Here is a 23,919-nt window from a genome sequence, read left to right as displayed (position 1 = left end):
CTTATTTTGTTACTAATAAAGGGCTGTGAAACGGCTTTGGCAAATCTGCCCGTTTCAAAGCAGGCAATACAGTGGAATTATTGCTTTGTACAAATGCATCCTGAGACTTTAACCAATCCAATTCATATTGACGTACATTATTGTATTTCTCACTGGTTATTGCCATATTGTCCCGTTCATTACGTAAAATAATGGGTTTAATAAAAACCATGAGTACCCTTTTTTCACGTGAATTGACATTACGTTTAAATATACGTCCTAAACCGGGAATGTCTCCCAATATAGGTAAACGGTTATTGTCGTTATTTAGACTGTCTTGAGTCAAGCCTCCTAAAACGACTACATCTCCACTTTCAACATGAACCGAAGTCACGATGCTGCTGATTCTAAATGTAGGTGTTGTGGTATTGGGGGCAACCACTGGTGGATCCAGCGTGTCATTTCCTTGATCGATTTGCATCTGAATTCCATTCCCACGGGTAATTTGTGGTCTAACATAGAGATGTAAGGCCACGTTGACCCTATCAAAGGTGGTAAATGGTACGCCATTGTTTGTTGTGCCTCCAGCATTAGCAGGTTGTGTGGTGGATGCAATCGAAACCTGCTTACCGACTAATATTTTAGCTTGACGATTATCAAGAACTACAACGGAAGGAGTTGATAAAATATTTGCTTTGTTCTCTCTGGCTAAAGCATATATTTGTGCTTGTAAATCGTTAACCCTGGTTTCACTATTTATTATAGCAAACCCTGGTCTAAAATCTTGTGGCCTACCCGTTAATTGATCACTTCCCCACTCGATACCTAAATCATTAATATCTGCTTGGTTGATTTCAGCAACAAGTGCTTCGATAAGCAATTGCGCCGGTCTAATATCCAGTTGGGCAACTACTCTTTTTAGAATGCGTATGACGGATGCTGGCGCGTTTAAAATAATAGAATTGGTATTGGGCTCCGCAATGATTTGTACGGACGGTTTTGTGGTGCCTTCATTTTGCGTTGTTGCCGTAGTTGTATTTGCAGTAGCACCCGATGATGTTAATGGAGCACCAGTTCCTCCTCCTGACGAACTGAAGGTCGAGCTGGTTGCGCTTTGCCCATTGGAGTTATTTGCCAGACTGGATGCAGGGTTTGTACTGTCTAAAACAGGTTGCGTTACTGTTCCAATTGTAGTTCCAACATTTCCGCTAAAGTTCGCTTGCGCAATACCTGCAAGAATGGGTACTAAATCTTCCGCACGAAGATAATGAAGATAGACCACTTGAGTATTGGTGTTTAATCCTTCAGAGCTTTCTTTATCCAGCTTTAAAATAAGCATTCTAAGACGTATTCTGTCTATTTTGGAACCACTGACTAATAGGGAGTTTGAGCGATCATCGGCTGCTACTGTCAATTGTGCCCGTATTCCACCTACGCTGGGTTGAATTTTAACTAAATCTTTTAAAGTAGCCGCAACATCCATGGCTAATGAATGTTTTAAAGGAACAATATCGATACCATTTGCGGAAGAGTTATCCACTTGTTTGATGATATCCGAAAGACTACGAATGTTGTTTGCTCTCCCTGATAAGATGAGCATGTTTGAGGGAGAGTACGCTGAAATGCTGCTCCATTGTGGCATTAATGGCCGCAAAACAGGAACGAGCTGCTCCGAAGGAACATAATGAACGGGTATGACGGCTACCATCAAATCATCACCCTGTGGTGGATGTTTTAATTCATTCAGCAAATCAGGTGACTGCGTTTTAGCATCTATATTTGGAATTATTTTAATAATGGCCCCACTGGGTATCGCAGCATAGCCTGAAACCTGCAAGACAGAGAGAAACACTTGATAGAGTTCTTTATTGCTCATTGGTGTTGAGGACACGATGGATATTTTTCCCTGAACCCGAGGGTCAATAACAAAATTTTTACCCGTAACGCGCGATACCTCGGCAATAACCGCTCTGATGTCCGCATTTCTTAAATTCCATAATTTAGCTTCTGGCGGTGGAATGGATGCTGGTTCACTTGAAACCTCAATTGTAGTCTTTTCTACTACCGTAGTAGGTGGATTGACAAGTTGTTTGGCTTTTTTCAAATCCAGAATTTTTAGGGTGAGCTTATTTTGTAACTCACGAGCAGTAAGATAATCACGAATAGGGCCAATTTGAACGAGATACAACTTTTTATCCGACAAATTTTTTATTGCTACAGGTTCGGTGACGAGAGGGGCTAACTCTTGTTGGCGTTGTTTTGCATCCTTTTCTAAATTAAATGCGCCCGCTTGCAAATAAAAAATAGTATTTCCATTTTTAGTTGTTGTGGAAATATTAATTTCGTTTGCATGAATTAATGCAGAACAAATAAATGTTAAAATTATAAATACTATTGAGCGCATTGAAAAATAGCAAAACCTTAAGTAATAAACATAATAACTAAATTTATAGACATACAATAGCCTTTTTTCGTGAGTAACTAAAGGTATTTTCAAGCATTTTCGTAATTCTGCATTAAGATTGATTTAAATGCTAAGAATATAGCTCGTTTATTTCTATTGATTGTATTTACCAAATAACCATTATGTCTACACAGACTGCAGGCATTTTATTCACTGCCTTTATTTAGCGTATCTTTTAAGATTTAATGATTATTATTAAATTATTGGCTATTTAGTTATCACCCGGAAATTAATCCGGGTAATTTGATTAAGGTTTATGGGTATGGTGATGTCCATGCTCATCGTGATCATGATGATTTGAATGGTAAGGTACATGATTGGTATGTTGCTGGGGTATAAAGTACGGCTGTTGATGGCCATGGTAATGAAATGAATATGGGTTGGTCGCTACTACGGGATGCCTCACAACTACAGTAGTTTGAGTATGTGCCGGTGTCGTTGAGGGGTGAGTGTGATCATGAGTGCTTTGCTGATGTCCATGGTTGTGTCTATGCATATTTCTCATCCTTATTCAGTAAAGAATTGAAGTGATTCATTTTTTCTACAGATGATAATTCTACATAATTGTTCATTTAAAATATCATCTTAACGCATTATATACAGATGGTTTGCTTAGTGTATATATATTTTTCTATTTTTAATACTCGATAAATCATCAGAAAAAATAAGATATGCTACGCTTATTTACTTTAAAAAACTTGCTCATTCATTGTTATTTAAGGACAATAAATGGTATCACCAACTTCTTGAAGATCAGAATTTGAGTGATCCTTTAAATCAAAATTTCCCTCTAACTCTTCACCTGTTGTGCTGATGTAATGTCTATAACAATGACTTCCTGATTGTGCAAGTTGTCTACGAAGTTGAGGCGATGGAGGCATGTCTCCCTGCTCAGGCAATTGTATTAGGGGATTGTCGGATAAATCTGCTGCCGCTGTTCTACCTTGCGTGATAAATAATGTTTTTGTTTTACTATCGAAGAATTTTGTCATGATGACTCCTACTGAATGTTATGGTGAATACCATTTGTCCGCTATCTCCATTTCAAGTAAAACAATTTTTAAACACAAAGGCAATATTCTATTAATTATTCTCGACGATTGGAGTTTATAAATTCAAAACTTGGTATTTTAACTGCACGATACCGCAACTTAAAGTTTTTGTATCTACTAGTTCAAGTTCTTTATCATGGATTTGATTACCAAAAAGAGGGCGACCAGAACCAAGTAATAAAGGAATGATGGTAATGGTGAGTTCATTAATGAGATTTTCTGCAAGGAATTTTTGAATGGTAATTCCTCCGTCTATATAAAGATGCTTCATACCTTTTCGTGCCAAACGATGGATTAGAACTGATGGTGGCTCAGAAGAGGAAGAAACATATTTCTCTAATTTTTTTGGGATGTTTACAGGCTGATTACTCAGGACAATTACGGGAAGTGCTCCATAAGGCCATTCTTTAAAAGTAACTACCTGTTCAAAAGAATTTCTTCCCATGATTAAACCATCCACTGTTGCAATAAATGCTTTGTATCCTCCATCTTCACCTGCGGGTACAAGGGAATTGATTCTCGTGAGCCAATCAATGGAGCCATCCTCGCGTGATATAAATCCATCCAAAGAGGTAGCGATAAATACAGAACATTTGATGGACATAACGAATCCTCATGAGAAGTGCTTGAATCAATTGTAATCTTCAACTGACGAGGAAGAATACTACAAAAACAATGCTCAGGACGGATAATAAAAAATTAATTTTTTGGCGCGTTAATAATTTTAATAGGGTGTAAAGAATAATTCCTCCACCAATCCCATCTGCGATAGATGCTGTAAATGGAATCATCATGATTGTCATCATACAAGGGGCTGTTTCACTGATGTCTTGTAACTTCATGTCGGTAAGATGTTTCATCATACAGCAGGCAACGTATAAAAGTGCAGGACCAACTGCAAAATTTGGAATCATACGGGCTAAAGGAGAAAAAAATAGCATGAGGATAAATCCAATTGCTATCACTATTGCGGTTATTCCACTGCGCCCGCCCGCTTCAATTCCCGCAGCAGACTCAATGTAGGGCGAGGTACTGGCTGAACCCAATAGTCCGGCAACAGCTGAGGCTGCTGCATCAGCTGTTAAACAATTGCTAAGACGTTTGGCATAATTTTTTTCTTGTCGAAATATCGATGGATTTAATAAACCGATTAAAGTACCTGTTGCATCGAATACGGCTATTAAAAAAAAGGTAAAAGTAGCCTTGATGGCAAGCACAGTATTTAAACCTGAAAAATCAAGCTTTAAAAAAGTTGGCAGCAGGGAAGGGGGCCAGGCAATTAAACCTTGCCAGGTAGATAAACCAAACATAAGACTTATGAGTGTGATACTCAGAATTCCAATAATGATTGCACCTGGAATTTGATAAAAATCCAAAGTAAGAATCATTAAAAATCCCAGGAAAAATAAACCCAATTCGGGACGTTTAATGTCTCCAAGATGCATTAAATTATGTTGTCCTGCAATAATAATCTGGTTATTTTGTAGGGTAATTAATGCAATGAGCAAACTAATTCCTATTAAGATGGCAATTTGTAAATTATGTGGAATTGCTTCAATGAGTAAACGTCTTAAACTCGTGAGAGACATGAAAAAGAATAGGACTCCTGAAAGAAAAACAATCGCTAAAGCCTGTTGCCAAGTTATTCCCATGCCTTGAACTACGGTATAAGAAAAGAAAATATTTAAAGCCATTCCAGGTGCGATGCCTATAGGAGTATTTGCAAATATGCCCGCAAAAAGACATGCAAACGCAGTGATAATGCAAGTAGCAGTAAAAACAGCACCCTGATCCATACCTGCATCGTGGAGAATGCTTGGATTAATGAAAGCGATATATACCATGGTCAAAAATGTAGTAACCCCAGCAATGATTTCGGTTCTTAAGGTGGTCTCTTTAAGGAAATAGGATTTTAACCGCTCCATAGTTTTTATAGCTCCTTCATCCAAAGCAAATTAAAAGTATTGGGATGTTTATTTAGATACATATCAAAGAAAGGCCATATATATATGACCAAAATAAAAATTTAAGTTAACAGGTCGATTTATTTTTGTAAACTGATATAGGCTCCTATATGAATCCAATAGATGATATCTTTTTCTAATTGAGGCTCTACTAAGCCCCAAAAATTAATTGGCTTGAATTATTGGCGAGGTATTATCTAATTCGGCTTCCTTTTTTGACTCCTGTTCCGTTGTGTGTTCTTGATGTTTTTGTTTAAAAGAATTAAATTTTGAGGTGAGATTGTCACAGGGTGCATTTTTAATCTTATGAGGATATCCTAAATTCGCAACATCCTCCTCCTTGGGTGAACAGGTAAATGTAAATACACTTTTTATATACTCGACAAATTTAACTAATTTTACTCCTAATATTTCAATGTGACTCATTTTTTGATTTGCTTTTTCGGTCATAATGTTTTGACTGTTATTATCAAAAACCATCCCGTTGCGCTCTAGAGTTTTGAGTAAATGAATGTTCATCTTCTGAACTTGTTCAGAAGAAAGAGAAATCCCATCTACCAGGGATTTAATTTCTTCTGAATTCTTTTTGTGAAAGATTTCATCCACCATGTGCACATTATTAGTACAGATCGCTAGTTCGAGGTAATCTTGTAATTTTTCTTCACTAAGATTATATCCTTCTTCTTTTAATTGTTTGAAAAGGACTCTAAGGCAATCCGGAGATTGTCCTTTTATCGCTAACATAATCGCATCCTCTCCTTTTTTATTTTTCTGCAGAATTATTTTAGCCAGTGGAGACGGTTCAGGCTCAGCTGTTTGTATGTAATCATCTCCTAAAAAATCGGCAAGACTTCCTACTTGTACGTCTTCCTCAGCTGTTTGTATGTAATCCTCTCCTAAAAAATCGGCAAGACTTCCTACTTGTACGTCTTCCTCGATTGTTTGTATGTAATCATCTCCTAAAAAATCGGCAAGACTTCCCACTTGTACGTCTTCCTCGTCCAAATGCAATTCTTCCACATCTTCTGTCTTTTGGTCGTATTCTTCTGTTTCTTCTGTCTCCTCATCGAATTCTTCTGTGTCTTCAATCTCTGAAGTGAGTTCATCTTCTGATTCTTCAATAGAGCCTTGGCAAGGACTTGATTTAATTTTCGCAAGAATTTGAATTAAAAGTTCTTTATCTCCTCCCCGAGAGGCCAATTCCATTAAAATACTATCATCTATATGTTGGAAAACATTTAATCCAAAATCATTTTCTATTAGTTTATTAAACAGTTCCTGGCGACCATTTAGTATTGAAAGTAAAATAAGATTGCGAAAAGCTGTTTTTTTATCTTTTCTCTCCTGTATGGTAGTTTCGGAACAAGAATTTAGTTGAGTGATAATAGATCCTAAAGTTTCAGAATTATTATTGTCGCGAATGGCTTCGTATCCTAATTCCATAAGCACTGAAGCTGTCAAATCTTTATCTTTTTTAAAATAAAGTTGCATTAAAGCCTCATTTCCATAAGCTGCTATGAAAGTAGCGTTATTTATTGTTTTCTCTGAGTAAGAAGCAATAGCATTTACATCTAGGTATTTTCTAGCATAATCCTCAGGTTTAGGCTGTTCGAAAGAAGAACTATGTTGGAATCCTGAACGAGTTATTCGAGTAAAGGTTAAAGCCATATTTTTATCCTGGAAACGGAAAACATTGGTTCGTAGTTCAGTCATTAATTCTTCTTCAGTGCGAAAACGTTTGATACCTTCTTGGTAATTAGGATCAAAAGCGATATATTCTCCATTTAACCGATGAATAGATATTGAATGATTTGGGGAATTAATTTTTAAAACCTCTCCTTTTTGTAAGTCCATATCCTTCAGAATGCTTGCCCAGTTTTCCTCTGAAGTTATCAATGGAAGTATAAAATCGGAATCAAGAGGTTTGCTATCAATATTTAAGGCTTTAAAAGAATCTCTTTGAGAAATTTTTTTATCAAAAAGACCTGGATCATAAGCTAAAACTACTTGGCTTATAAAGTGATCTAAATCTTCATCGGGAGAGTCATGGTTCATGGATGCTTTGAAGTCTCCCTCGCTCATCGAAGAAATCTTCTGTAGCATTTTTAAAAAAATATCCTCTTTACCTTGAAGTACATACTGAGCATGAACCGCAGCTAAACCATTACATATTCCTGTTTCATTCCATTTAAATGGCAGATTATGATATTTTAAATAATTATTTATAATTTTTATTGTTTTTGCTTGTGAAATATTCGGATGTGCCATAATTCTTTTCTCACTACAAAACAAAATCTCATTCCATTAAAAATTGCGAATGGAATAGTCCTTTAAATTAACTTTTTAACATAATGAAAGTTCACATATCTCCTATTTGGTATTCGTTAAAAGAAGCAATTTTCTCAGAAAAACAATCTACATGAGGTCTTTTATATGACTATTAGTCTAAATTATAGACAATTCGGAAAAAAATATTAGATTTTATGAGTATTTATATAGGGATCAAAAGAGATGGGATAAGGATGGAGGTATTTGAAGATTGAGACTTCTAAGTACTCTTTAAAATGTATAATTAGGTATTGCAATCTATTTCGAGTAGGTTAAGTTTTTTTTCATTCGATAGTTTATCAATGAAAGGCCATTTAATTCTTTAATTTGCTTCTCTTCTATAATATACCCACAATGCTCATAGAAAGATTTCGCTGTAATGCTGACATCTGAAAAAAGTTGATGAATCCCTAATGAAATGGCAATTTGTTCCCGCACTTCTAATAAGGCAATGCCTACTCCTTTTCTTTGAAAATCTTTGTGAACATAACCTCGATTTAAATAACCTTTTTTATCCAGGTCGGAAAATCCGATGATTTTTCCACTTTTTTTATCAATGGCGACAAAAGAATAGTTTCTTGATAATGATTCACGCCATTCTGCCAAATTGGGTTTTGCAGGTGCCCATGCATCAAGTTGTTCTTTTGTATAATCGTTGCAATTAATAAAATGTACCGTATCATAAAATAATTGATAAATTTCTGTCTCATCCCCGAACTCAAAAGATCGGATATAAAATGTTTTATTGGATGTGAAAAAAGCCGGATAAAACTCCAGGTGATTTACATCTCCCCAAATCTTTTTAATTTGAAGAAGAATATTTTCTGCCATGAGTCTCAAGTGAGGTAATAGATTATTTGAGTAGCCAATGTGAATAAAGGCTTGTAACCGAGACAGGACCCTAGGTCTCACCCAATTTTCACCTGTATTCCATAATGAATTTTCGGGTACCGGGCCCGAAGGGCCGACTCTATCTTTTTCTAAAGTAGATTCCAGGAAGGGGAGTGTTTGTTGCAATATCCAAAAGCCGCAGGCTTCAGTATAGGCTTTGGAATAGGCTAAATCATCTGCGGCAGCTGGGATAGATTTTTTGAGTTCTTTCCTGTAAATGGTTTCGAGATGAACTATGATATCTTCAGGAATCGCTTTCGCACACCAACAAGTAGGCATACACATTCTGAGATAAGTACCATCTAATAAAGCATTGCGTATATTTGCCCATTCAAAATCAATCAGCTGCAAATCCTGCGATTTCTCATGATCGAAAACATTATCTGGGCAAATATCACCATGCGTAAGAACTGTAAATTCTCCCGGTTTTATTAATGAATCAAAGAGTTCATTTACTTCCTGAATGCATTCCTCAGTGAGAGGAATGTTCAAGAGATGACCTATAAGATGCAGCTTTTCAATTAATTTAGGTCTAAGAGTTTCAAAATCATCGTTCAATTCCTCCCAAGGTTCATGAATTTTCTTTAATAAGGCTCCATACATTTCAGTTTTACCATAACTTGCTGCATGGAAACTGCCTAATGATTTCATAAAGCGAGTGAAAGCCTGAATTGCTTTTTCTTGATAAGGAAGGGTTAAAGAGTCTACTAAACTTACATGATGGGCTCCCAAATCTTCTATAAGAATAAACCGACACTGTTTGTTCCCCCCATAAAAACGAGGCACATTATGTATGCTTTGATGAATTTGATTTGCAAACTCAAGACCTGCCCAATCACGGGCAAAACGTGAAAAAGCTTCGCGGTCATCTTCATCGGATTGTTCTCGTAAGGATTGTTTCAGAATGATGCTTTTTGGAATACCCTTGGTTTTGCTTTCTATAAATAGCCTTGCGATAAGATTACGTCGCTCTGCTTCACTTAAAAAGTAAACTGAGCTGATTTCAATATTGGCCTCGAAATGATACTCAAGTATCTGTTTGGCTTTATTTAAAATATCTTGATCGAGGTTTTGCATTGGTGCAAACATTTGCTAAGCCGGTCATTGTAAGGTTTTAATTAAGAGGACATGGGTTTCATCTTCACTATAATCAGTACATTTGAATCCTGCCTTTTCATAGCAGCAGATTGCTGGCTGATTATGACTTTCCGGATCCAAAATAACGGCATGAATGTTACTGGGTAATTTTCGCAGAAAATTATTTAATATGTGTACACCCAATCCTTTACCGCGTTTGTCCTTGAATGCTATGAACAAATCAATGCCTACCAATTCATCGGGTCGATACAAATGGAATAGAAAATGATTACTGTGCATTATTCCTTCAGGAAAATAATCGCTCAATGAATAATATGGGATATATCCCAGAGGAATATCTTCAATGTAAATAATAAAGCTTGGAATTTTTTCTTTACCTAAAATTCGGGGTAGGTACTTTTTCTTTATATTTTCAAACGACCAAGATCTACCTTTCGCATACCATTGATTAATAGTAGGTTCTTCAAACCATTGATATAGGAGGATAAGATCAGTTTCATCCAAAATTTTAAAATGTAATGATTCGATCTGGTTCATGACAGCCTCCTCAATGAGAGTGAAAAATTTGAGGCTTATTTATTTATATGAAACATTGAAACTAAATTCAAATTTTTTCTTTGAATTATTATCATATATTATGGAAGTTATGGTGGCTATGGGTGGACTCGAACCACCGACCTCAGCATTATGAGTGCCGCGCTCTAACCGGCTGAGCTACATAGCCAAAAGATGCGTGATTTTGTCTTTTTAATGAAAATATGTCAAGTACTTGTCATATTTTTTTAAACTTTTTCTTTTTAAAACACATTTTGAATACCCTCGTAGATATTCAACAATGCTTAGTGATACAAAAAATAAAGCCTAGAATACAGCGAAGCAAGACCCTCAGTAAAACTCAGGTATGTTTGCTTCGCTACACCTAGGCCAAAAACTTGAATAAGTGTAGTGACTGACTCGAATTAGATAATTAATAAATACATTGCACCAGGTCCACGTAAAATTTGGACTAATAATTCTTGCTTTTTCTGAAGCGCTAATTGCTGTAAAGATTTAACATCTTTAACTGGAGCTTTATTTGCAGAGATAATAATATCACCTGGTCTTAAACCGGCACGCCATCCTGCACTTGCTTCTGATGCACCAACTACTTGTACACCAATTACATTTCCATGAGGTGGTGTTTCTTGCTCAAAATTTCTCAATGCCAAGCCATAAAGGAAAGGATTTTCTGATTGAAGTTTTTGCTCGTGTGACTTAATGTCGGTGACCACTGCGTCCAGGTTGATCGTTTTGCCATCGCGTTGAACCACCATTTTAACATTCGAGCCAACACGTAATAGGCTTATAGTGGTTTTTACCTGAGTTGCCTGTGTAATTTTTGTATTATTGATTTGGGTTATGATATCACCTGATTTCAAACCCGCACGTTCAGCAGGGGAGTTGGGATTCACTTGGGAAACCAATGCGCCTTGGAAATCTTCAGCATAGCCTAATGAATGGGCAAGTTCTGGAGTTAAATGTTGCACATAGATTCCCATTAAACCGCGATGTATTGATCCAAATTTGATAATTTGTTGCGCAACATCTTTTGCCATATTAATAGGGATTGCAAATCCGATTCCAACATTGCCACCATAAGGAGAAAGAATTGCTGTATTAATACCGATTAATTCGCCTTTTGTATTGACTAATGCACCACCAGAGTTACCCGGATTAATTGCAGCATCTGTCTGAATAAAGTTTTCTACACCTTCAATGTTCAAATCACTGCGTTTTAAAGCGCTAATGATACCAAATGTAGCAGATTGGCTATTACCAAAACTATTTAATCCAAAAGGGTTACCAATCGCTACCACAAAATCACCCACTTGCAGTTGATCAGAATCACCTATAGGTAATGACTTTAAATTTGTGGCATTAATTTTTAATATAGCCAAATCAGTTTCGCTATCACTACCTATTAGCTTCGCTTTCAAACGTCGGCCATCCTGTAACGTAATGGTAACAAGGCTGGCGTTGCGAATGACATGATCATTCGTAATAATAATCCCATTTTTTGCATCGACAATAACGCCAGAACCAATGCTTTCAAATTTACGTCCTTTTTCTGGAGCTATTTGTTGCGGCTGTCTGTTGTTCTGGGCTTCTTCATCACCAGGCTTGCCGGATTTTTTCCCATTGGGTGGCAAATAACCTTGTACCGCAACATTGACTATTGCAGGCATAATGTTTTTTAATGCAGGAGCCAAACTGGGCATGGGTGTAGGTGCTGCTTCATCAGCCGCATATGATAATGAGGCAGATATGAGTAGCAGGGTACTTAGAATGAATTTGATATGTTTTATCATCTTATTTAGTCCTGAGGTTGATCATTAAACCAGATTAAGGTAGCTATTCTACCTGTTTGTGATGTTCTTCGATAGGAATACAACTCATTTTTTAACTCAAAAGTGCATAATTCAGACTGATAAACTCCTTTAATCCCTTTTGAGTTCAGAATAATTTCAGCAATGAGAGGTAAGTTAGCCAGCCATTTTCCATGAACAGGTAGAAATGCCTGTCTGCTCATGGGGTATGTATGGGTAAATGTTTGGTATACCTCTTCACCGACTTCATAGCACTTTTGACAAATTGACGGACCTATCCAGGCTAAAATCTCTGATTCCGGACTCACCATTTTGTCAAGAGTATTTTCAATGATACCACGAACCAGTCCTTTCCATCCAGCATGTATTGCTGCTACTTCTGTACCTTTCTCGTTGCACAGCATGATTGGCAAACAGTCAGCAGTAAGAATCACTAATGGATGATTCGGGGAACGGGTTATGGCGGCATCAGCATTTCTGTTTGGGTCTTCTTCAGCAATGACGCAATAAGTATTATGCGTTTGGTGTAACCACTGTGGCTCACCGGGGAGTTGTAATACCTCAACAAGCTGTTGTCTATTTTTTAGTACGTGCGCTTCATTGTCTCCGACACCAAGACCCATATTATTGCTATCATATGGCGCTTGGCTAAATCCTGATAGCCGAGAGGTACTTAGGGCTGTAATATTTTTTGGCGCGGGCCAATTAGCTAGAAAGGTCTTCATAATGCGCATCCAGTGTGTTAAGAAGAAGGTTGAAATCATCAGGTAAGGGCGCCCTAAATGTCAACTCCTTCTTTGTTTGGGGATGTTCTAAAGTGAGCGTGCATGCATGCAATGCTTGTCTTTTAAAATTTTGAATTAGAATACGTAATTGCTCGTTAGCATGAGCTGGAAATCTCATACGCCCACCATAAAGCGGATCTCCAAATACAGGATGATTAATGTATGCTAGATGAACTCTAATTTGATGCGTTCTTCCAGTCATTAATTGAACATCCAATAAAGTAAAATCTTGATATTGTTTTTTTACAGAGTAATAGGTGATTGCTTGTCTTCCTACCTCCAGGACGGTCATTTTTAACCGGTTTCGTGGATGACGTCCAAAACCTGTATCAATAATGCCACCTGAAATGATGTGCCCCTGAACTAAAGTAACATAATGACGGTGAATTTGGCGAGCCTGCATTTTCCGGGTTAAAAAAGTATGTGCCCGTAAGTTTTTTGCTACAACTAATAACCCTGTTGTGTCTTTGTCGAGACGATGAATAATCCCTGCTCTGGGTAAATGATGCAAAGTAGGTGTATGATGTAATAAAGCATTGACCAGTGTGTGTTCTCTATTGCCTGCTCCAGGATGAACTACCATGTTGGCTGATTTATTAATGACTAGGATGTCTTTATCTTCAAAAACAATATCTAAAGGGATTTCTTCAGGGGCACATTGATTAAAGTCATTATCCACCACAGTAAGATCAACATCTATCTCAATCAAATCGCCATCTAAGGCCTTGTCTTTTGGCTTACAAGTTTTTCGATTGAGTAATATAGTACCGCTTTTAATCCAATTGCTAATTTGTGAGCGTGAATATTCAGGGAGTAAATGGGCGAGCACGCTATCTATACGTTGATTATGGTACTCGCGTGGTACGGTTATTTTTTTATGTATCTGTTCTATCATCAAATTGTTTCGGTCTCAACAGTAACTAGGCGGCCTCTTAATGAGTTGGGTAATGCATCGCTGATGAGTACATCTACGAATTGTCCGATTTGATGTGCAGGTCCATCGAAATTAATTACTCTATTGCATTCAGTACGACCGGATAGCTGCTGCGAATCTTTTTTCGAGTGACCGGTCACAAGTATTCTCTGTGTACTTCCAACCATCGATTGACTGTAGCGGGAAGCCTGTAGTAATAGCCTGTTTTGCAGTATCTGCAATCGTTGTTTTTTTACTTCCATTGGTGTGTCATCTGGCAAATTGGCTGCTGGAGTACCGGGTCGGGGACTGTAAATAAAGCTAAAGGATGTATCAAAACCTATTTCATGTACTAAGTCCATTGTATCCTGGAAATCTTTGTCTGTTTCTCCCGGGAATCCGACAATAATATCCGTCGACAAGCGAATATCTGGTCTTACTTTACGTAATTTTCTAATTTTGGATTTAAATTCCAGAGCAGTATATCCTCGCTTCATTAATCCTAAAATGCGATCGGAACCACTTTGTACGGGTAGATGTAAATGGTTTGCCAGCTCAGGTACTTCCGCATAGGCATTAATTAAATTATCTGAAAATGCCAAGGGGTGAGACGTAGTAAATCGAACTCTTCCTATACCCTCTATTGCTGCGAGATAATGAATTAATAGGGCTAAGTCTGCTATATCGCCATTTTCCATTACGCCCCGATAATCATTCACGTTTTGTCCCAATAAATTAATTTCCCGGACACCTTGCAATGCCAATTGGTAACATTCAGCAAGTACATCATCAAAAGGGCGGCTAATTTCTGTACCACGGGTATAAGGCACTACACAGAAACTACAATATTTGCTACAACCCTCCATGATAGAAACAAATGCTGTTGGTCCTTCAGCTCTTGGTGCGGGTAGATGATCAAATTTCTCGATTTCTGGAAAACTTATATCCACAACAGGTTTTTTCTTTTCAATTCGCTCATTAAGTAAGGTTGGAAGACGGTGTAAGGTTTGTGGACCAAAAACGATATCGACAAAAGGCGCTCTTTTAATGATGTCTTCACCTTCTTGGCTTGCCACACAACCCCCAACACCAATTACTACATGAGGATTTTTCGCCTTATATTCACGCCATTGCCCTAACTGGGAAAAGACCTTTTCTTGTGCTTTTTCGCGAATCGAACATGTGTTGAGTAATATAACATCTGCTTCCTCAACGACATCTGTTTTGATCAAACCATGTGATTGCAACAAAACTTCTGCCATTTTCGTTGAATCATATTCATTCATTTGGCAGCCATTGGTCTTGATGTATAATTTTTTAGCCATATTAAATCTACTTAAATAAATTGTTGGAACTTAAGTCATAGCGCAAATCGTAATTGGACATTTAAGATACGTGTTGCATACCCAGATTACACTATACCAGAAAATTTTTGTATTATTTCATTAATGCGCACTTTGGCAATATGTTTCTTTAATTTTTGGCAAAATAATTAATGCAATGAGCATTCCTAAAGGTAGAATAGCAAGTCCAGTGTGGTACGCTTCCAATGGATAAACCCTAACATTTCCATTCATCTCACCGGTCCATAATTTATCGAGAATATACCCAATAAGCGGTTGTGCTATCGCAATCCCTATCATGTTCATCATATTCATAAAACTTAAACCGGTTGCCACATATTTTTTATTACATAACTCCTTTGCTACAGTAAAGGCAGGTAAAAACCCGGCAGAAAAAATACCAAATAAAAATAGAAGGATTTCCATGTAAATAGCATGATTTATAGGGAGAAATATAAATGATAATGAGCAGAGAAGTGCCCCAATACACCCTATGTACATCGGCGGTTTACGTAAACCAATACGATTTGAGAATATCCCCCACAAGGGACTTGCGATCGCCCATCCAATAAATACTAGTGAAATATAATTTGCTGCAGTTGTTTTCGTGATCATCATTTTGTTCATCAAAAAAGGTACACCCCAGAGACCACAAAAAACAGGAGTTGCCATATACATTAATCCGCCATAGAAAGCTACTAGCCAAAGTTGTTTATTTTTTACAAGTGTCAATAAACTCGGTATTAGAGGTTCCTCATCAATGGAATGATGATGTGATTCATGTTTTTTGGGTGTATCTTTAGCTATGACAATGAGTAAAACAGCTAGAACAAGACCAATGCTGCCCATTATAAGCATACTATGACGCCAACCAAATTTTTCAATTAATAGAGCTAAAGGCGCTTCTCCACCTATTGCTCCGAGCATTCCCAGCGTAACCATCAGCCCAGTAAGTAAAGCAAAACGTTGGGCGGGAAACCAATTTGCAGCTAATTTCATAGTCCCCACGGCAGCAAATGCTGAGCCAAATCCAATCATCAAACGGGCAAGGCAAGCCATGAAAAAGTTATTCGTCATTCCAAAAGCAATCGTACTTACAGCACAAACAACTGTTGCCAATGTTAATAATCTATGGGGGCCAAAATAGTCCATGAGGACGCCACCAGGTAATTGCATGGCTGCATAGGAATAAAAATAAACTCCGGATAAAATCCCTAGCGTTTGGCTTGTTACGGAGAAATCCCTCATGAGCTCATTGCTCATGACACTCGGAGACACCTGCAGAAGGCATTCATAAAAATAAAATAAGCAACCCAAGCCCCATACCATCCAAGGCATAATTGATTGTATTCCAAAACTTGCTGCGTCGGACCGTGTATTGTAGTGTGCCATACTTTATCATTCTCCAGGTTCATCTACGAAATGGACTTTCAATAATTTTTTTATCAGATAAATGAAATAATATTTATCTGATTGCAGTCATCCTGACGTTTCGACAATAATTTCGTATGTAGTCCCTTACAGTGTCGTACTTTTTTACCAGCATTATCGGTCTAAAATTCTACCTTAACTTGGTGAAATAAAAATTTGGAAAAAGCTGAGATTTAGAATCAATACTTTGATTTCTATAACGTATCTCTCATGTCATGCAGTTTTTAAATTATAAAGTCAACAGGCAACGTTATCACATAAATCCGTTAATTTCACCAATTAAAATATTAACAGTTTGTGCATATATTGTCTATGAATGGCTAGGATTATCCGGAGAATCGATAATAACTCGTGTACCTTTTATACCATCTCCAGGTAAATCAATAAATTCCTCGTTAAGCCAGCGAGCATCTTCAATAAACATTCTGATGCAGCCATGACTGGCTCGATAACCGGGCACCTCATAACTCCCATGTAATGCATAACCCATATAGAAATGCATGCAATAGGGCATAAGCGCGCCTCCGTCATTTCCATCAGATCTCCGAGGAAATACTGTGGAGATACAATCAATATCTTGTTTTCGTACAATACGAAATGAACCTGAGGGGGTATTGCATCCTCCTACCACATTACATTTCCCAATTCCAGAAGAGACGGGACCCCACCATAGCAGCTCTCCATCTTGATCGTATGCAGCCCAGGCTAATTTTTTTTGACTTACATAAATGGTTTTTTCTCCTGCTGATTCGATATATCTTGGAAATGGGGAGACATCATATATAGTAAGACGTTCTATATTTTTAGGTACTGCGATCATCATTCCAGAACGTAATGCTACATTCATTCGATTTATTCGTCGTACCATGTCTCGTTCTTCTGGGTTAGGAAAAAGTTTTTCCCAAGTCTCTCCATTTTTAACTTTCATACAAAAATAATCCGGAGAACGACATAATGTTTCACCGAATCGAGTAACCCCAAGTGCAAGTGGGCTCACTGTCAACATATAAATAGAGACAATCATTGATATTGTAATTTTCATAAACAATCTCTATTAGAGTCATGGTATTCTTTATAGCGGCAGTAAAAAAAATAACTTTAAATAGTAAAAACAGTCATGTTAATGAATTAAAAAAAACCAATTGGGTTCTTCTTCTTATTGGAATGCTCTTGAGTTCCCTGCTTTGTCCACAGAAAAAAGATAAAACAAGGGTCATTGAAATAACGATACCATCGAGGTGCATTTAAGAATATTTTTTTCTGTGTATAATATTACGATTCAATCATATCGGGTTCCAATTATGAGTTGGTTTAAAAAACTATTGCCTTCAAGAGTCAGTACAGATTCTTCACAGAAAAAAGGAGTTCCTGAAGGTTTATGGATTAAATGTTTGGGATGTAATGAAGTACTTTATAGTACTGAATTAGAAAAAAATTTAATGGTATGCCGATCTTGTAATTTTCATCACAGGATATCTGCGCGAGTCCGCATAAAACAGTTTCTCGATGAGGGTGGCCAGGAAGAGATTGCCGGATCCTTAGAACCTCAAGATCGATTAAAATTTAGGGATTCAAAAAAGTATAAGGATAGAATAGCGCAAGCACAAAAAGCGACAGGCGAGAAAGAGGCTTTGATCGTGGTCAAAGGTACCTTATTGCAACAACCTGTTATCGTGAGCGCTTTTGAATTTAATTTTATGGGCGGTTCAATGGGGGCTACTGTAGGCGAAAAATTTGTTCGTGCAATTCAGGTCGCTACAAAAGAACAAAGGCCTTACATCTGTTTTACTGCCAGTGGTGGGGCCCGCATGCAAGAAGGACTTTTTTCCCTGATGCAAATGGCTAAAACCTCCGCTGCCCTTGCCAAGTTTGCTGAAACAAGCTTGCCTTTTATTGTCGTGCTTACTGATCCTACAATGGGCGGTGTTTCTGCCAGTTTTGCAAGCCTTGGGGATGTGATTATTGCAGAGCCTAACGCATTAATTGGTTTTGCTGGGCCAAGGGTAATTGAACAAACTGTAAGGCAAACCCTGCCTGAAGGATTTCAGCGTAGTGAGTTTTTGTTAGAACATGGCCATATCGACATGATTCTGGAAAGAAAAAATATTCGTCCAGTTGTCGCTGAAATGATATCCAAACTAACTCGTAAAAACATAGGGGATTCCGTTGGCAAAGCAATTTCCTACTAGTTATTTATGGAACTTGCTGTAGAAGAGGATTTGCAAAAGTATGGGTAATGAAGAAAAAATGTGCAAAAGAGTACATAAAGATTCAAGCACTCCCTTGTTAAAGCAAATATCCTCTTCATTAGAATATCAAAATTGGTCTGTCGATGAATGGCTTCATGACTTAGAAACAAGAAATATTCAGGAAATACAGCTGGGCCTAACAAGAATTATGGAAGTAGCGCAAAAACTTACTTTGCAATGTCAGGATTGTCCCGTCATCACTGTTGCTGGTACTAATGGAAAGGGATCTACAGTCGCTGCACTTGAATCCATCTACCATTGTGCTGGATACAAGGTAGGTACTTATAGCTCTCCTCATCTCCTTAAGTTTAATGAACGGATTCGTATCAATTCAAAGCCTATTGCTGACGACGAATTATGTCTTGCTTTTAGCGCCATCGAAGAAGTTCGTGGAGAAACCATCCTAACCTATTTTGAAATGGTCACTCTAGCGGCATTGTGGTATTTCAAAAAATTGAAATTGGACATCATTGTTCTTGAAGTGGGCTTAGGAGGGCGTTTGGATGCTACTAATATAGTGGATGCGGATATAGCGATTATTACAACAATCGATTATGATCATCAGGATTATTTAGGTGAGAGCCTTGATGAAATTGGGTTTGAAAAAGCAGGTATTCTGCGTGAGAACAGGCCGTTCATTTATGCGGATATTAATCCTCCTGATTCAGTAGTCCGTCAAGCCAAATTACTCAATGCGCCAACTTTTTTTTGGGGAATTGATTTCTCCATTCATGAGCATGATTTGCTCTGGAATTTACACTATGAGAAAAAATTGCAAGGGCTGCGGGTATTAGGATTACCAAAGCCTACAATTCAACTCAAATCCGCTGCTGCAGCAATAACTGCTAGTTTTTTACTTAAGAACATTTTACCAATAACCCCAAATCATTTTTCGCGAGCAATGCAGCATATTCATATTCCTGGACGGTTACAGTTACATCAAGACCGAGTGAGCACCTTATTTGATGTATCTCATAATGCGCAATCGGCAAGATTACTGGCTGATACCTTGCCTACCCTCCGAAAAGCTAAAGTTCATGCGGTATTTTCTGCTTTGCAAGATAAAGATATTTTGGGTTTGATATCGCCTTTAAAAGAGCATGTAGATCAATGGTATCCTGCAGTTTTAGACAATAAACGCGCTGCCAAAGAAGACATATTGCGCTCATTTTTCAAGAATGCAGAAATTCATGTTGAGTTTTGTTATAATAATCCACTTGTAGCTTATGAAACTGCATTGAAACAAGCTCAACCTGGTGACTTAATAGTTGTTTATGGGTCTTTTTTTACTGTGAGTCAAGTGATGGCTAATAGGAGATTCAATGAAATTAGTAATTGATGAGAAGCTAAAACATCGTTTGGTTGGTGTGGCTGTTGTATTATCTTTAGGTGCAATTTTTTTACCGGCAATGATGAAAAAATCGAGTCAGAGATTGGAAAATAATTTTAGTGTAAAAGTACAATTACCTCCCAAACCAACAACTCCTAATGTGGCGATTACAAATGAAAAGGAGATGTTTGAAACGATAAAAGTTGCTAAGGTGGAAATACCTTCTGCTCCAGAACAAAAAAAATACAGTCTTGCTAAAGAAGATTTCATTCAATCTATTGACTCCACGAATGATGCAGCTGTTACTGTCGCTAAAAAGGAATCAGCTCCAAAGCATGATCCTGCAATAAAATCTGTTGAGTTGGCGTTAAACAACGCGGCACAAAATGTCGTTAAAAAGCAAATTAAAGTGGCGGCTGTTAAAACCATAAAACCTATAGTCAGTGAGAGTACTAGAACAATAAAGCAATCGACTGTAGCCCAAGTAAATAAGAAAACGAATACCTTCAACAGAAAAAGTATCTATGCAGTGCAAGTGGCATCGTTTTCAAAATTAGCTAATGCGCAATCCTTGGTGAATAAATTACAAAGTAAAGGCTATAAGGCTAGTTTTATTAAAACATCTGGAAGACAGGGTTCAATTTATAAGGTTTATGCAGGACATTCTCCCGTTAAAAGCGATGTGATGAAACTAAAAGTTCAATTAGCGAGTTCCATGCAGCTGAATGGCTTTGTGGTCAATACCGGAGTTAGTTAAAAATGCAACTACAATGGGTGGATTTAATATTTATAGTCATTATTGGTTTGTCCTCGATAACCGGTTTACTAAGAGGATTTATCAAAGAATTTATTGCCCTGGGTGTGTGGATTTTAGCCGTTTGGGCAGGCTATCACTATTCAGGAGCCCTTAATCCTTATCTGCAACCTTATATACAAGATCCAACTCTTCTCACAATGGCTGGATTCATTGGTGTGGTTCTTGGAGTTTTAATTGTAGGTGGTATAGCCAATGCCATACTGGGTTTATTTTTAAGAGGTAGCGGCCTTGGCGCTATGGATAAAGTGCTGGGTGGAATTTTTGGTTTTGCCCGCGGAGTGTTTATTTTATCGCTTATCTTTGCAGTCCTAAGTATGACTTCTCTGCCTTATCAGCAATATGTTCAAGGATCCCGAATCTACAATCAACTTTTACCGGTGATCAATTGGATTTCTAGCTCATTACCAGGGTTAATCAACAAAGCGAAACAAACTGTTTCAGCTAATGAGTCTTTTAAATTTATTGATATAGCTCCTGACATTTAATGTAGTGATACACCTTCTCGGGGAGCTGTTTTCTCACATCAGCTCCCTTTTTTATTTCTTCACGAATTGATGTTGAAGAAATCTCATAATTCCCTGCATCAAAAAGAAAAACTTTACCTGCTTTACTGTTTAGAAGTTCCCATTTTTTTATGACTTGATGTTCTTTCAAGAATTTTTCCATGGTTTTCGAAGGAGGGAAGTGCGAAAATTCACTTCGATTTATTATTATCAAATTAGATAGCGTGATAATTTTTTCCCACTGATGCCAGCGTGTTAAGGAAAGAAATGCATCATAACCCATGATTAAAGAAATTGAATCATTAGGAAGTTCTGCTCTAAAGCTTTCTAAAGTCTCCACCATATATGAAGGAGTAGGGCGTTCAATTTCCCTTAGGTCCATTTTGAATTCAGGGAAATCTTTTATTGCCAAATGGATCATCTCTATTCTTTGGCCATTATTGGCAAGTGTAGGGGGTTTTATAGTGGATGTTTTACAGGGTAGAAAAATATAAGAGTCAAAATTAAAATGATGCTGTATGGATACGCTAACTTGTAAATGACCATTATGTATGGGATCAAAGGAACCACCGAAAATAGCTATACTGTGCATGCATCACCTATTAATTTCCCCAAACAAAATGAAAGAACCACATTTTCAAGTGAGATCCATACTTGAGTTCCAAGAGAGTTCGATTTAATGCGATCATCTATTAAAAAACAGTATCTATGAAGTTGTTCCAGGATTACTTGATTAAGCCGCTTAAAACATGCCTTATAAAGAGGAACCCGCTGATTCCATATTTTTAATTGGCTGCATGCATTTTGAATATCAATCTTTTGCTCAGTTAAATAAAATAACTGCATCATATGTCTTATTTCTTGACTCATAATCCATAAGACTAAAGTAGCTTCCGTCTTATTATTTGCCGCATGACGTAAAATTTGTATTGCTTTATCTGCTTGGCCAAGGAGACTTGCATCTACTAATTCAAAAAGATCGTGATCGCATTGGTTAAATAAATGTTCCAGTACTTGCTGCGCCTCAATTTTACTATGAGGCAAATGGGATAAAGATATTTTTTCGATGACTTGGGCGCAAGCCAGCATATTACCTTGGGTGTACTGATGAATTAATTCAGGAATCTCAAGATCATAACTCAAGGAGTTTTTCTTTAACTGTGTCGCTATCCAACCTTTTATTGCTTCTGAAGAAAGTGGATAGGCTAAAACAATTACAGCAAATTCTTGAGAAGACAGCCATTGCAATTGTTTCGCTGGAATATTGGGGGCCCTGATAAGTATAAAGCACCGAGTATTAATTGATTTAGGGTATTCAGAAAGAAATTTTTTCCCCGAAACGTCGAGTGATTTTTTATCGTAAAAAATATTTAAGAGCATATTGTCAGAAAATAAGGAATAGCTGTTTGCTTCTTCCTTGATTATATTCCAGTCTTCAGGTGACTGAATGGATATCACTTTTTCATCATAATTATATTTTTTTTGAATGGCGGATTTAATTGTCTGCACCGATTGATCTAACAAATAACTATCACTTCCAATAATTATGTAAAGAGGTTCAATTTTTTTTTGTACTTGCTGAGCAAGCATTTGTTGTCTGATTTGCATAATAAATTATAAGCATTCATGTTCAATTCGCGAAAGGCCATATTTGGCGTTTAGGCGCGAGATACCTTCCGAAAAGCCTTAGTTAATGAAGTTTGCTACGATGGCTCTAAGCAAAAACTTGCTCTCGCTACTTAAATTTCAAGATATTAGAACCCAATGATTTTAAGTTTCAATTCATGATCATCGAAGAGACAATCCGTAAAGGGTAGGGTTGGCTCTTACTCTTTATCTACCCAGTCTCACCTAAAGTTTGGTTCTTGCAAATGGCTAAGTCGATAAATGATTTGAGTCACTGCATCCTGTTTCATTTCTCCAATTAAAATACTTTCTTCATCTTTGGAACCAAGAATTCTATCATTATTTAAAATAAGTTCCCGAGAAATACTCACTCTACCTGGTTTATTGATTACTTGGCCTGCTCGTGTTTGTAATGCAAATGCAACAGTGAGTGTTAAAGTATACTGTCTGGGATTTGTACTGGCCCCAACACTGATAATTTGTTGTTGTAAGTTCACTTCATTAATCATTAACCAATAAGGTGCATGAGCAGGATCCGGATTAACGTTAATTTTGGAACCTTCCAGCCGTGATTCTAAAATTGAGACAAATTGCTTGTCATTATTTTCTGAAATAATCGCTACATGATTAAGCCAACTTGGTACATTACTCGTACCCCTTAAATGAAAACCACAAGACACAAGCATGAGAAAAAGCAGCAAAGGAATCATAAATCGCAGTACTGCTTGATGCTGTAATAATAGTCCAAAAGATTGTCCGCTAAATCGATACGGAATCTTA

The 23,919-nt window shown here is 37.3% G+C and carries 21 protein-coding genes and 1 tRNA gene; 4 read left to right on the top strand and 18 right to left on the bottom strand.

Annotation, left to right across the window (positions count from 1 at the left end; genetic code table 11):
- Position 1 precedes the first annotated feature (1 nt).
- From lspD to BU07_RS0111570, 15 genes are all read right to left on the bottom strand, one after another.
- A complete protein-coding gene (lspD, locus tag BU07_RS0111645) occupies positions 2-2,383 on the bottom strand; it encodes a GspD family T2SS secretin variant LspD (RefSeq protein WP_031566227.1) in 2,382 nt (793 codons plus the stop codon).
- Positions 2,384-2,690: 307 nt separating this feature from the next.
- Positions 2,691-2,939: a hypothetical protein gene (locus BU07_RS17440; protein WP_115262281.1), complete on the bottom strand. Its 249-nt coding sequence runs from the start codon at positions 2,937-2,939 to the stop codon at positions 2,691-2,693.
- Between the two features lie 220 nt (positions 2,940-3,159).
- A complete protein-coding gene (locus tag BU07_RS0111640; RefSeq protein WP_031566226.1) occupies positions 3,160-3,435 on the bottom strand; it encodes a hypothetical protein in 276 nt (91 codons plus the stop codon).
- Between the two features lie 115 nt (positions 3,436-3,550).
- A complete protein-coding gene (locus tag BU07_RS0111630; protein WP_031566224.1) occupies positions 3,551-4,099 on the bottom strand; it encodes a dihydrofolate reductase family protein in 549 nt (182 codons plus the stop codon).
- A 40-nt stretch (positions 4,100-4,139) separates the two neighbouring features.
- The gene (locus BU07_RS0111625) at positions 4,140-5,420 is read right to left on the bottom strand and encodes an NCS2 family permease (protein WP_031566223.1); all 1,281 of its coding nucleotides are present in this window, start codon (positions 5,418-5,420) and stop codon (positions 4,140-4,142) included.
- A 204-nt stretch (positions 5,421-5,624) separates the two neighbouring features.
- Complete coding sequence (locus BU07_RS17020; protein WP_031566221.1) at positions 5,625-7,727, bottom strand: hypothetical protein; 2,103 nt, start codon at positions 7,725-7,727, stop codon at positions 5,625-5,627.
- 318 nt (positions 7,728-8,045) lie between these two features.
- A complete protein-coding gene (locus BU07_RS17275; protein WP_242601912.1) occupies positions 8,046-9,767 on the bottom strand; it encodes a GNAT family N-acetyltransferase in 1,722 nt (573 codons plus the stop codon).
- Positions 9,768-9,779: 12 nt separating this feature from the next.
- Positions 9,780-10,313, bottom strand: a complete 534-nt coding sequence (locus tag BU07_RS0111605) for a GNAT family N-acetyltransferase (RefSeq protein WP_031566216.1) — start codon at positions 10,311-10,313, stop codon at positions 9,780-9,782.
- 110 nt (positions 10,314-10,423) lie between these two features.
- Positions 10,424-10,500, bottom strand: a tRNA-Met gene (locus BU07_RS0111600).
- Between the two features lie 235 nt (positions 10,501-10,735).
- On the bottom strand, positions 10,736-12,124 hold the full coding sequence (locus BU07_RS0111595; RefSeq protein ID WP_031566215.1) for a Do family serine endopeptidase: 1,389 nt from the start codon (positions 12,122-12,124) through the stop codon (positions 10,736-10,738).
- Between the two features lie 5 nt (positions 12,125-12,129).
- Positions 12,130-12,867: a peptidoglycan editing factor PgeF gene (pgeF, locus tag BU07_RS0111590; protein WP_031566213.1), complete on the bottom strand. Its 738-nt coding sequence runs from the start codon at positions 12,865-12,867 to the stop codon at positions 12,130-12,132.
- On the bottom strand, positions 12,848-13,822 hold the full coding sequence (gene rluD / locus BU07_RS0111585; protein WP_031566211.1) for a 23S rRNA pseudouridine(1911/1915/1917) synthase RluD: 975 nt from the start codon (positions 13,820-13,822) through the stop codon (positions 12,848-12,850). The genes pgeF and rluD overlap by 20 nt, the downstream gene beginning before the upstream one ends.
- Complete coding sequence (gene miaB / locus BU07_RS0111580; protein WP_031566209.1) at positions 13,822-15,165, bottom strand: tRNA (N6-isopentenyl adenosine(37)-C2)-methylthiotransferase MiaB; 1,344 nt, start codon at positions 15,163-15,165, stop codon at positions 13,822-13,824. Before miaB ends, rluD begins: the two co-directional genes overlap by 1 nt.
- A gap of 120 nt (positions 15,166-15,285) precedes the next feature.
- Entirely contained in the window at positions 15,286-16,575 is a 1,290-nt protein-coding gene (locus BU07_RS0111575) for an MFS transporter (RefSeq protein WP_031566208.1), read from the bottom strand.
- Between the two features lie 349 nt (positions 16,576-16,924).
- Positions 16,925-17,638 (bottom strand): L,D-transpeptidase, encoded by a 714-nt coding sequence (locus BU07_RS0111570; RefSeq protein WP_051635558.1) that lies wholly within the window; start codon positions 17,636-17,638, stop codon positions 16,925-16,927.
- 277 nt (positions 17,639-17,915) lie between these two features.
- Here BU07_RS0111570 and accD point away from each other — a divergent pair, with 277 nt between their 5' ends.
- From accD to BU07_RS0111550, 4 genes are read left to right on the top strand one after another with little or no spacing between them, the layout of a single operon-like run.
- Positions 17,916-18,803: an acetyl-CoA carboxylase, carboxyltransferase subunit beta gene (gene accD, locus BU07_RS0111565; protein ID WP_031566204.1), complete on the top strand. Its 888-nt coding sequence runs from the start codon at positions 17,916-17,918 to the stop codon at positions 18,801-18,803.
- Between the two features lie 40 nt (positions 18,804-18,843).
- Complete coding sequence (gene folC / locus BU07_RS0111560) at positions 18,844-20,202, top strand: bifunctional tetrahydrofolate synthase/dihydrofolate synthase (protein ID WP_242601911.1); 1,359 nt, start codon at positions 18,844-18,846, stop codon at positions 20,200-20,202.
- On the top strand, positions 20,186-20,950 hold the full coding sequence (locus BU07_RS0111555; protein ID WP_031566200.1) for an SPOR domain-containing protein: 765 nt from the start codon (positions 20,186-20,188) through the stop codon (positions 20,948-20,950). Before folC ends, BU07_RS0111555 begins: the two co-directional genes overlap by 17 nt.
- Positions 20,951-20,952: 2 nt before the next feature.
- Entirely contained in the window at positions 20,953-21,495 is a 543-nt protein-coding gene (locus BU07_RS0111550; RefSeq protein ID WP_031566199.1) for a CvpA family protein, read from the top strand.
- Here the strand turns inward: BU07_RS0111550 and nadD are convergent.
- From nadD to BU07_RS0111535, 3 genes are all read right to left on the bottom strand, one after another.
- Entirely contained in the window at positions 21,470-22,105 is a 636-nt protein-coding gene (gene nadD / locus BU07_RS0111545) for a nicotinate-nucleotide adenylyltransferase (RefSeq protein ID WP_031566197.1), read from the bottom strand. The genes BU07_RS0111550 and nadD overlap by 26 nt on opposite strands.
- A complete protein-coding gene (holA, locus tag BU07_RS0111540) occupies positions 22,093-23,121 on the bottom strand; it encodes a DNA polymerase III subunit delta (protein WP_031566195.1) in 1,029 nt (342 codons plus the stop codon). The genes nadD and holA overlap by 13 nt, the downstream gene beginning before the upstream one ends.
- Positions 23,122-23,360: 239 nt before the next feature.
- Positions 23,361-23,849, bottom strand: coding sequence for an LPS assembly lipoprotein LptE (locus BU07_RS0111535; protein ID WP_031566193.1), 489 nt, complete (start codon positions 23,847-23,849; stop codon positions 23,361-23,363).
- Positions 23,850-23,919: the final 70 nt, after the last annotated feature.

The organism is Legionella wadsworthii DSM 21896 = ATCC 33877, assembly GCF_000701265.1.
Classification (GTDB): domain Bacteria; phylum Pseudomonadota; class Gammaproteobacteria; order Legionellales; family Legionellaceae; genus Legionella; species Legionella wadsworthii.
The sequence above is the reverse complement of the archived record's forward strand: the minus strand, read 5'-3'. Positions and strand labels throughout refer to the sequence as shown.

Bases quoted from the DNA above. Each gene is read 5' to 3' on its own strand.
- miaB (WP_031566209.1), bottom strand. From the start codon at position 15,165: ATGGCTAAAAAATTATACATCAAGACCAATGGCTGCCAAATGAATGAA.
- BU07_RS0111555 (WP_031566200.1), top strand. From the start codon at position 20,186: ATGAAATTAGTAATTGATGAGAAGCTAAAACATCGTTTGGTTGGTGTG.
- BU07_RS0111630 (WP_031566224.1), bottom strand. From the start codon at position 4,099: ATGTCCATCAAATGTTCTGTATTTATCGCTACCTCTTTGGATGGATTT.
- accD (WP_031566204.1), top strand. From the start codon at position 17,916: ATGAGTTGGTTTAAAAAACTATTGCCTTCAAGAGTCAGTACAGATTCT.
- BU07_RS17020 (WP_031566221.1), bottom strand. From the start codon at position 7,727: ATGGCACATCCGAATATTTCACAAGCAAAAACAATAAAAATTATAAAT.
- lspD (WP_031566227.1), bottom strand. From the start codon at position 2,383: ATGCGCTCAATAGTATTTATAATTTTAACATTTATTTGTTCTGCATTA.
- rluD (WP_031566211.1), bottom strand. From the start codon at position 13,822: ATGATAGAACAGATACATAAAAAAATAACCGTACCACGCGAGTACCAT.
- pgeF (WP_031566213.1), bottom strand. From the start codon at position 12,867: ATGAAGACCTTTCTAGCTAATTGGCCCGCGCCAAAAAATATTACAGCC.
- folC (WP_242601911.1), top strand. From the start codon at position 18,844: ATGGGTAATGAAGAAAAAATGTGCAAAAGAGTACATAAAGATTCAAGC.
- BU07_RS0111535 (WP_031566193.1), bottom strand. From the start codon at position 23,849: ATGATTCCTTTGCTGCTTTTTCTCATGCTTGTGTCTTGTGGTTTTCAT.
- BU07_RS17275 (WP_242601912.1), bottom strand. From the start codon at position 9,767: ATGTTTGCACCAATGCAAAACCTCGATCAAGATATTTTAAATAAAGCC.
- BU07_RS17440 (WP_115262281.1), bottom strand. From the start codon at position 2,939: ATGCATAGACACAACCATGGACATCAGCAAAGCACTCATGATCACACT.
- BU07_RS0111605 (WP_031566216.1), bottom strand. From the start codon at position 10,313: ATGAACCAGATCGAATCATTACATTTTAAAATTTTGGATGAAACTGAT.
- nadD (WP_031566197.1), bottom strand. From the start codon at position 22,105: ATGCACAGTATAGCTATTTTCGGTGGTTCCTTTGATCCCATACATAAT.
- BU07_RS0111570 (WP_051635558.1), bottom strand. From the start codon at position 17,638: ATGATTGTCTCTATTTATATGTTGACAGTGAGCCCACTTGCACTTGGG.
- BU07_RS0111640 (WP_031566226.1), bottom strand. From the start codon at position 3,435: ATGACAAAATTCTTCGATAGTAAAACAAAAACATTATTTATCACGCAA.
- BU07_RS0111550 (WP_031566199.1), top strand. From the start codon at position 20,953: ATGCAACTACAATGGGTGGATTTAATATTTATAGTCATTATTGGTTTG.
- BU07_RS0111625 (WP_031566223.1), bottom strand. From the start codon at position 5,420: ATGGAGCGGTTAAAATCCTATTTCCTTAAAGAGACCACCTTAAGAACC.
- BU07_RS0111575 (WP_031566208.1), bottom strand. From the start codon at position 16,575: ATGGCACACTACAATACACGGTCCGACGCAGCAAGTTTTGGAATACAA.
- BU07_RS0111595 (WP_031566215.1), bottom strand. From the start codon at position 12,124: ATGATAAAACATATCAAATTCATTCTAAGTACCCTGCTACTCATATCT.
- holA (WP_031566195.1), bottom strand. From the start codon at position 23,121: ATGCAAATCAGACAACAAATGCTTGCTCAGCAAGTACAAAAAAAAATT.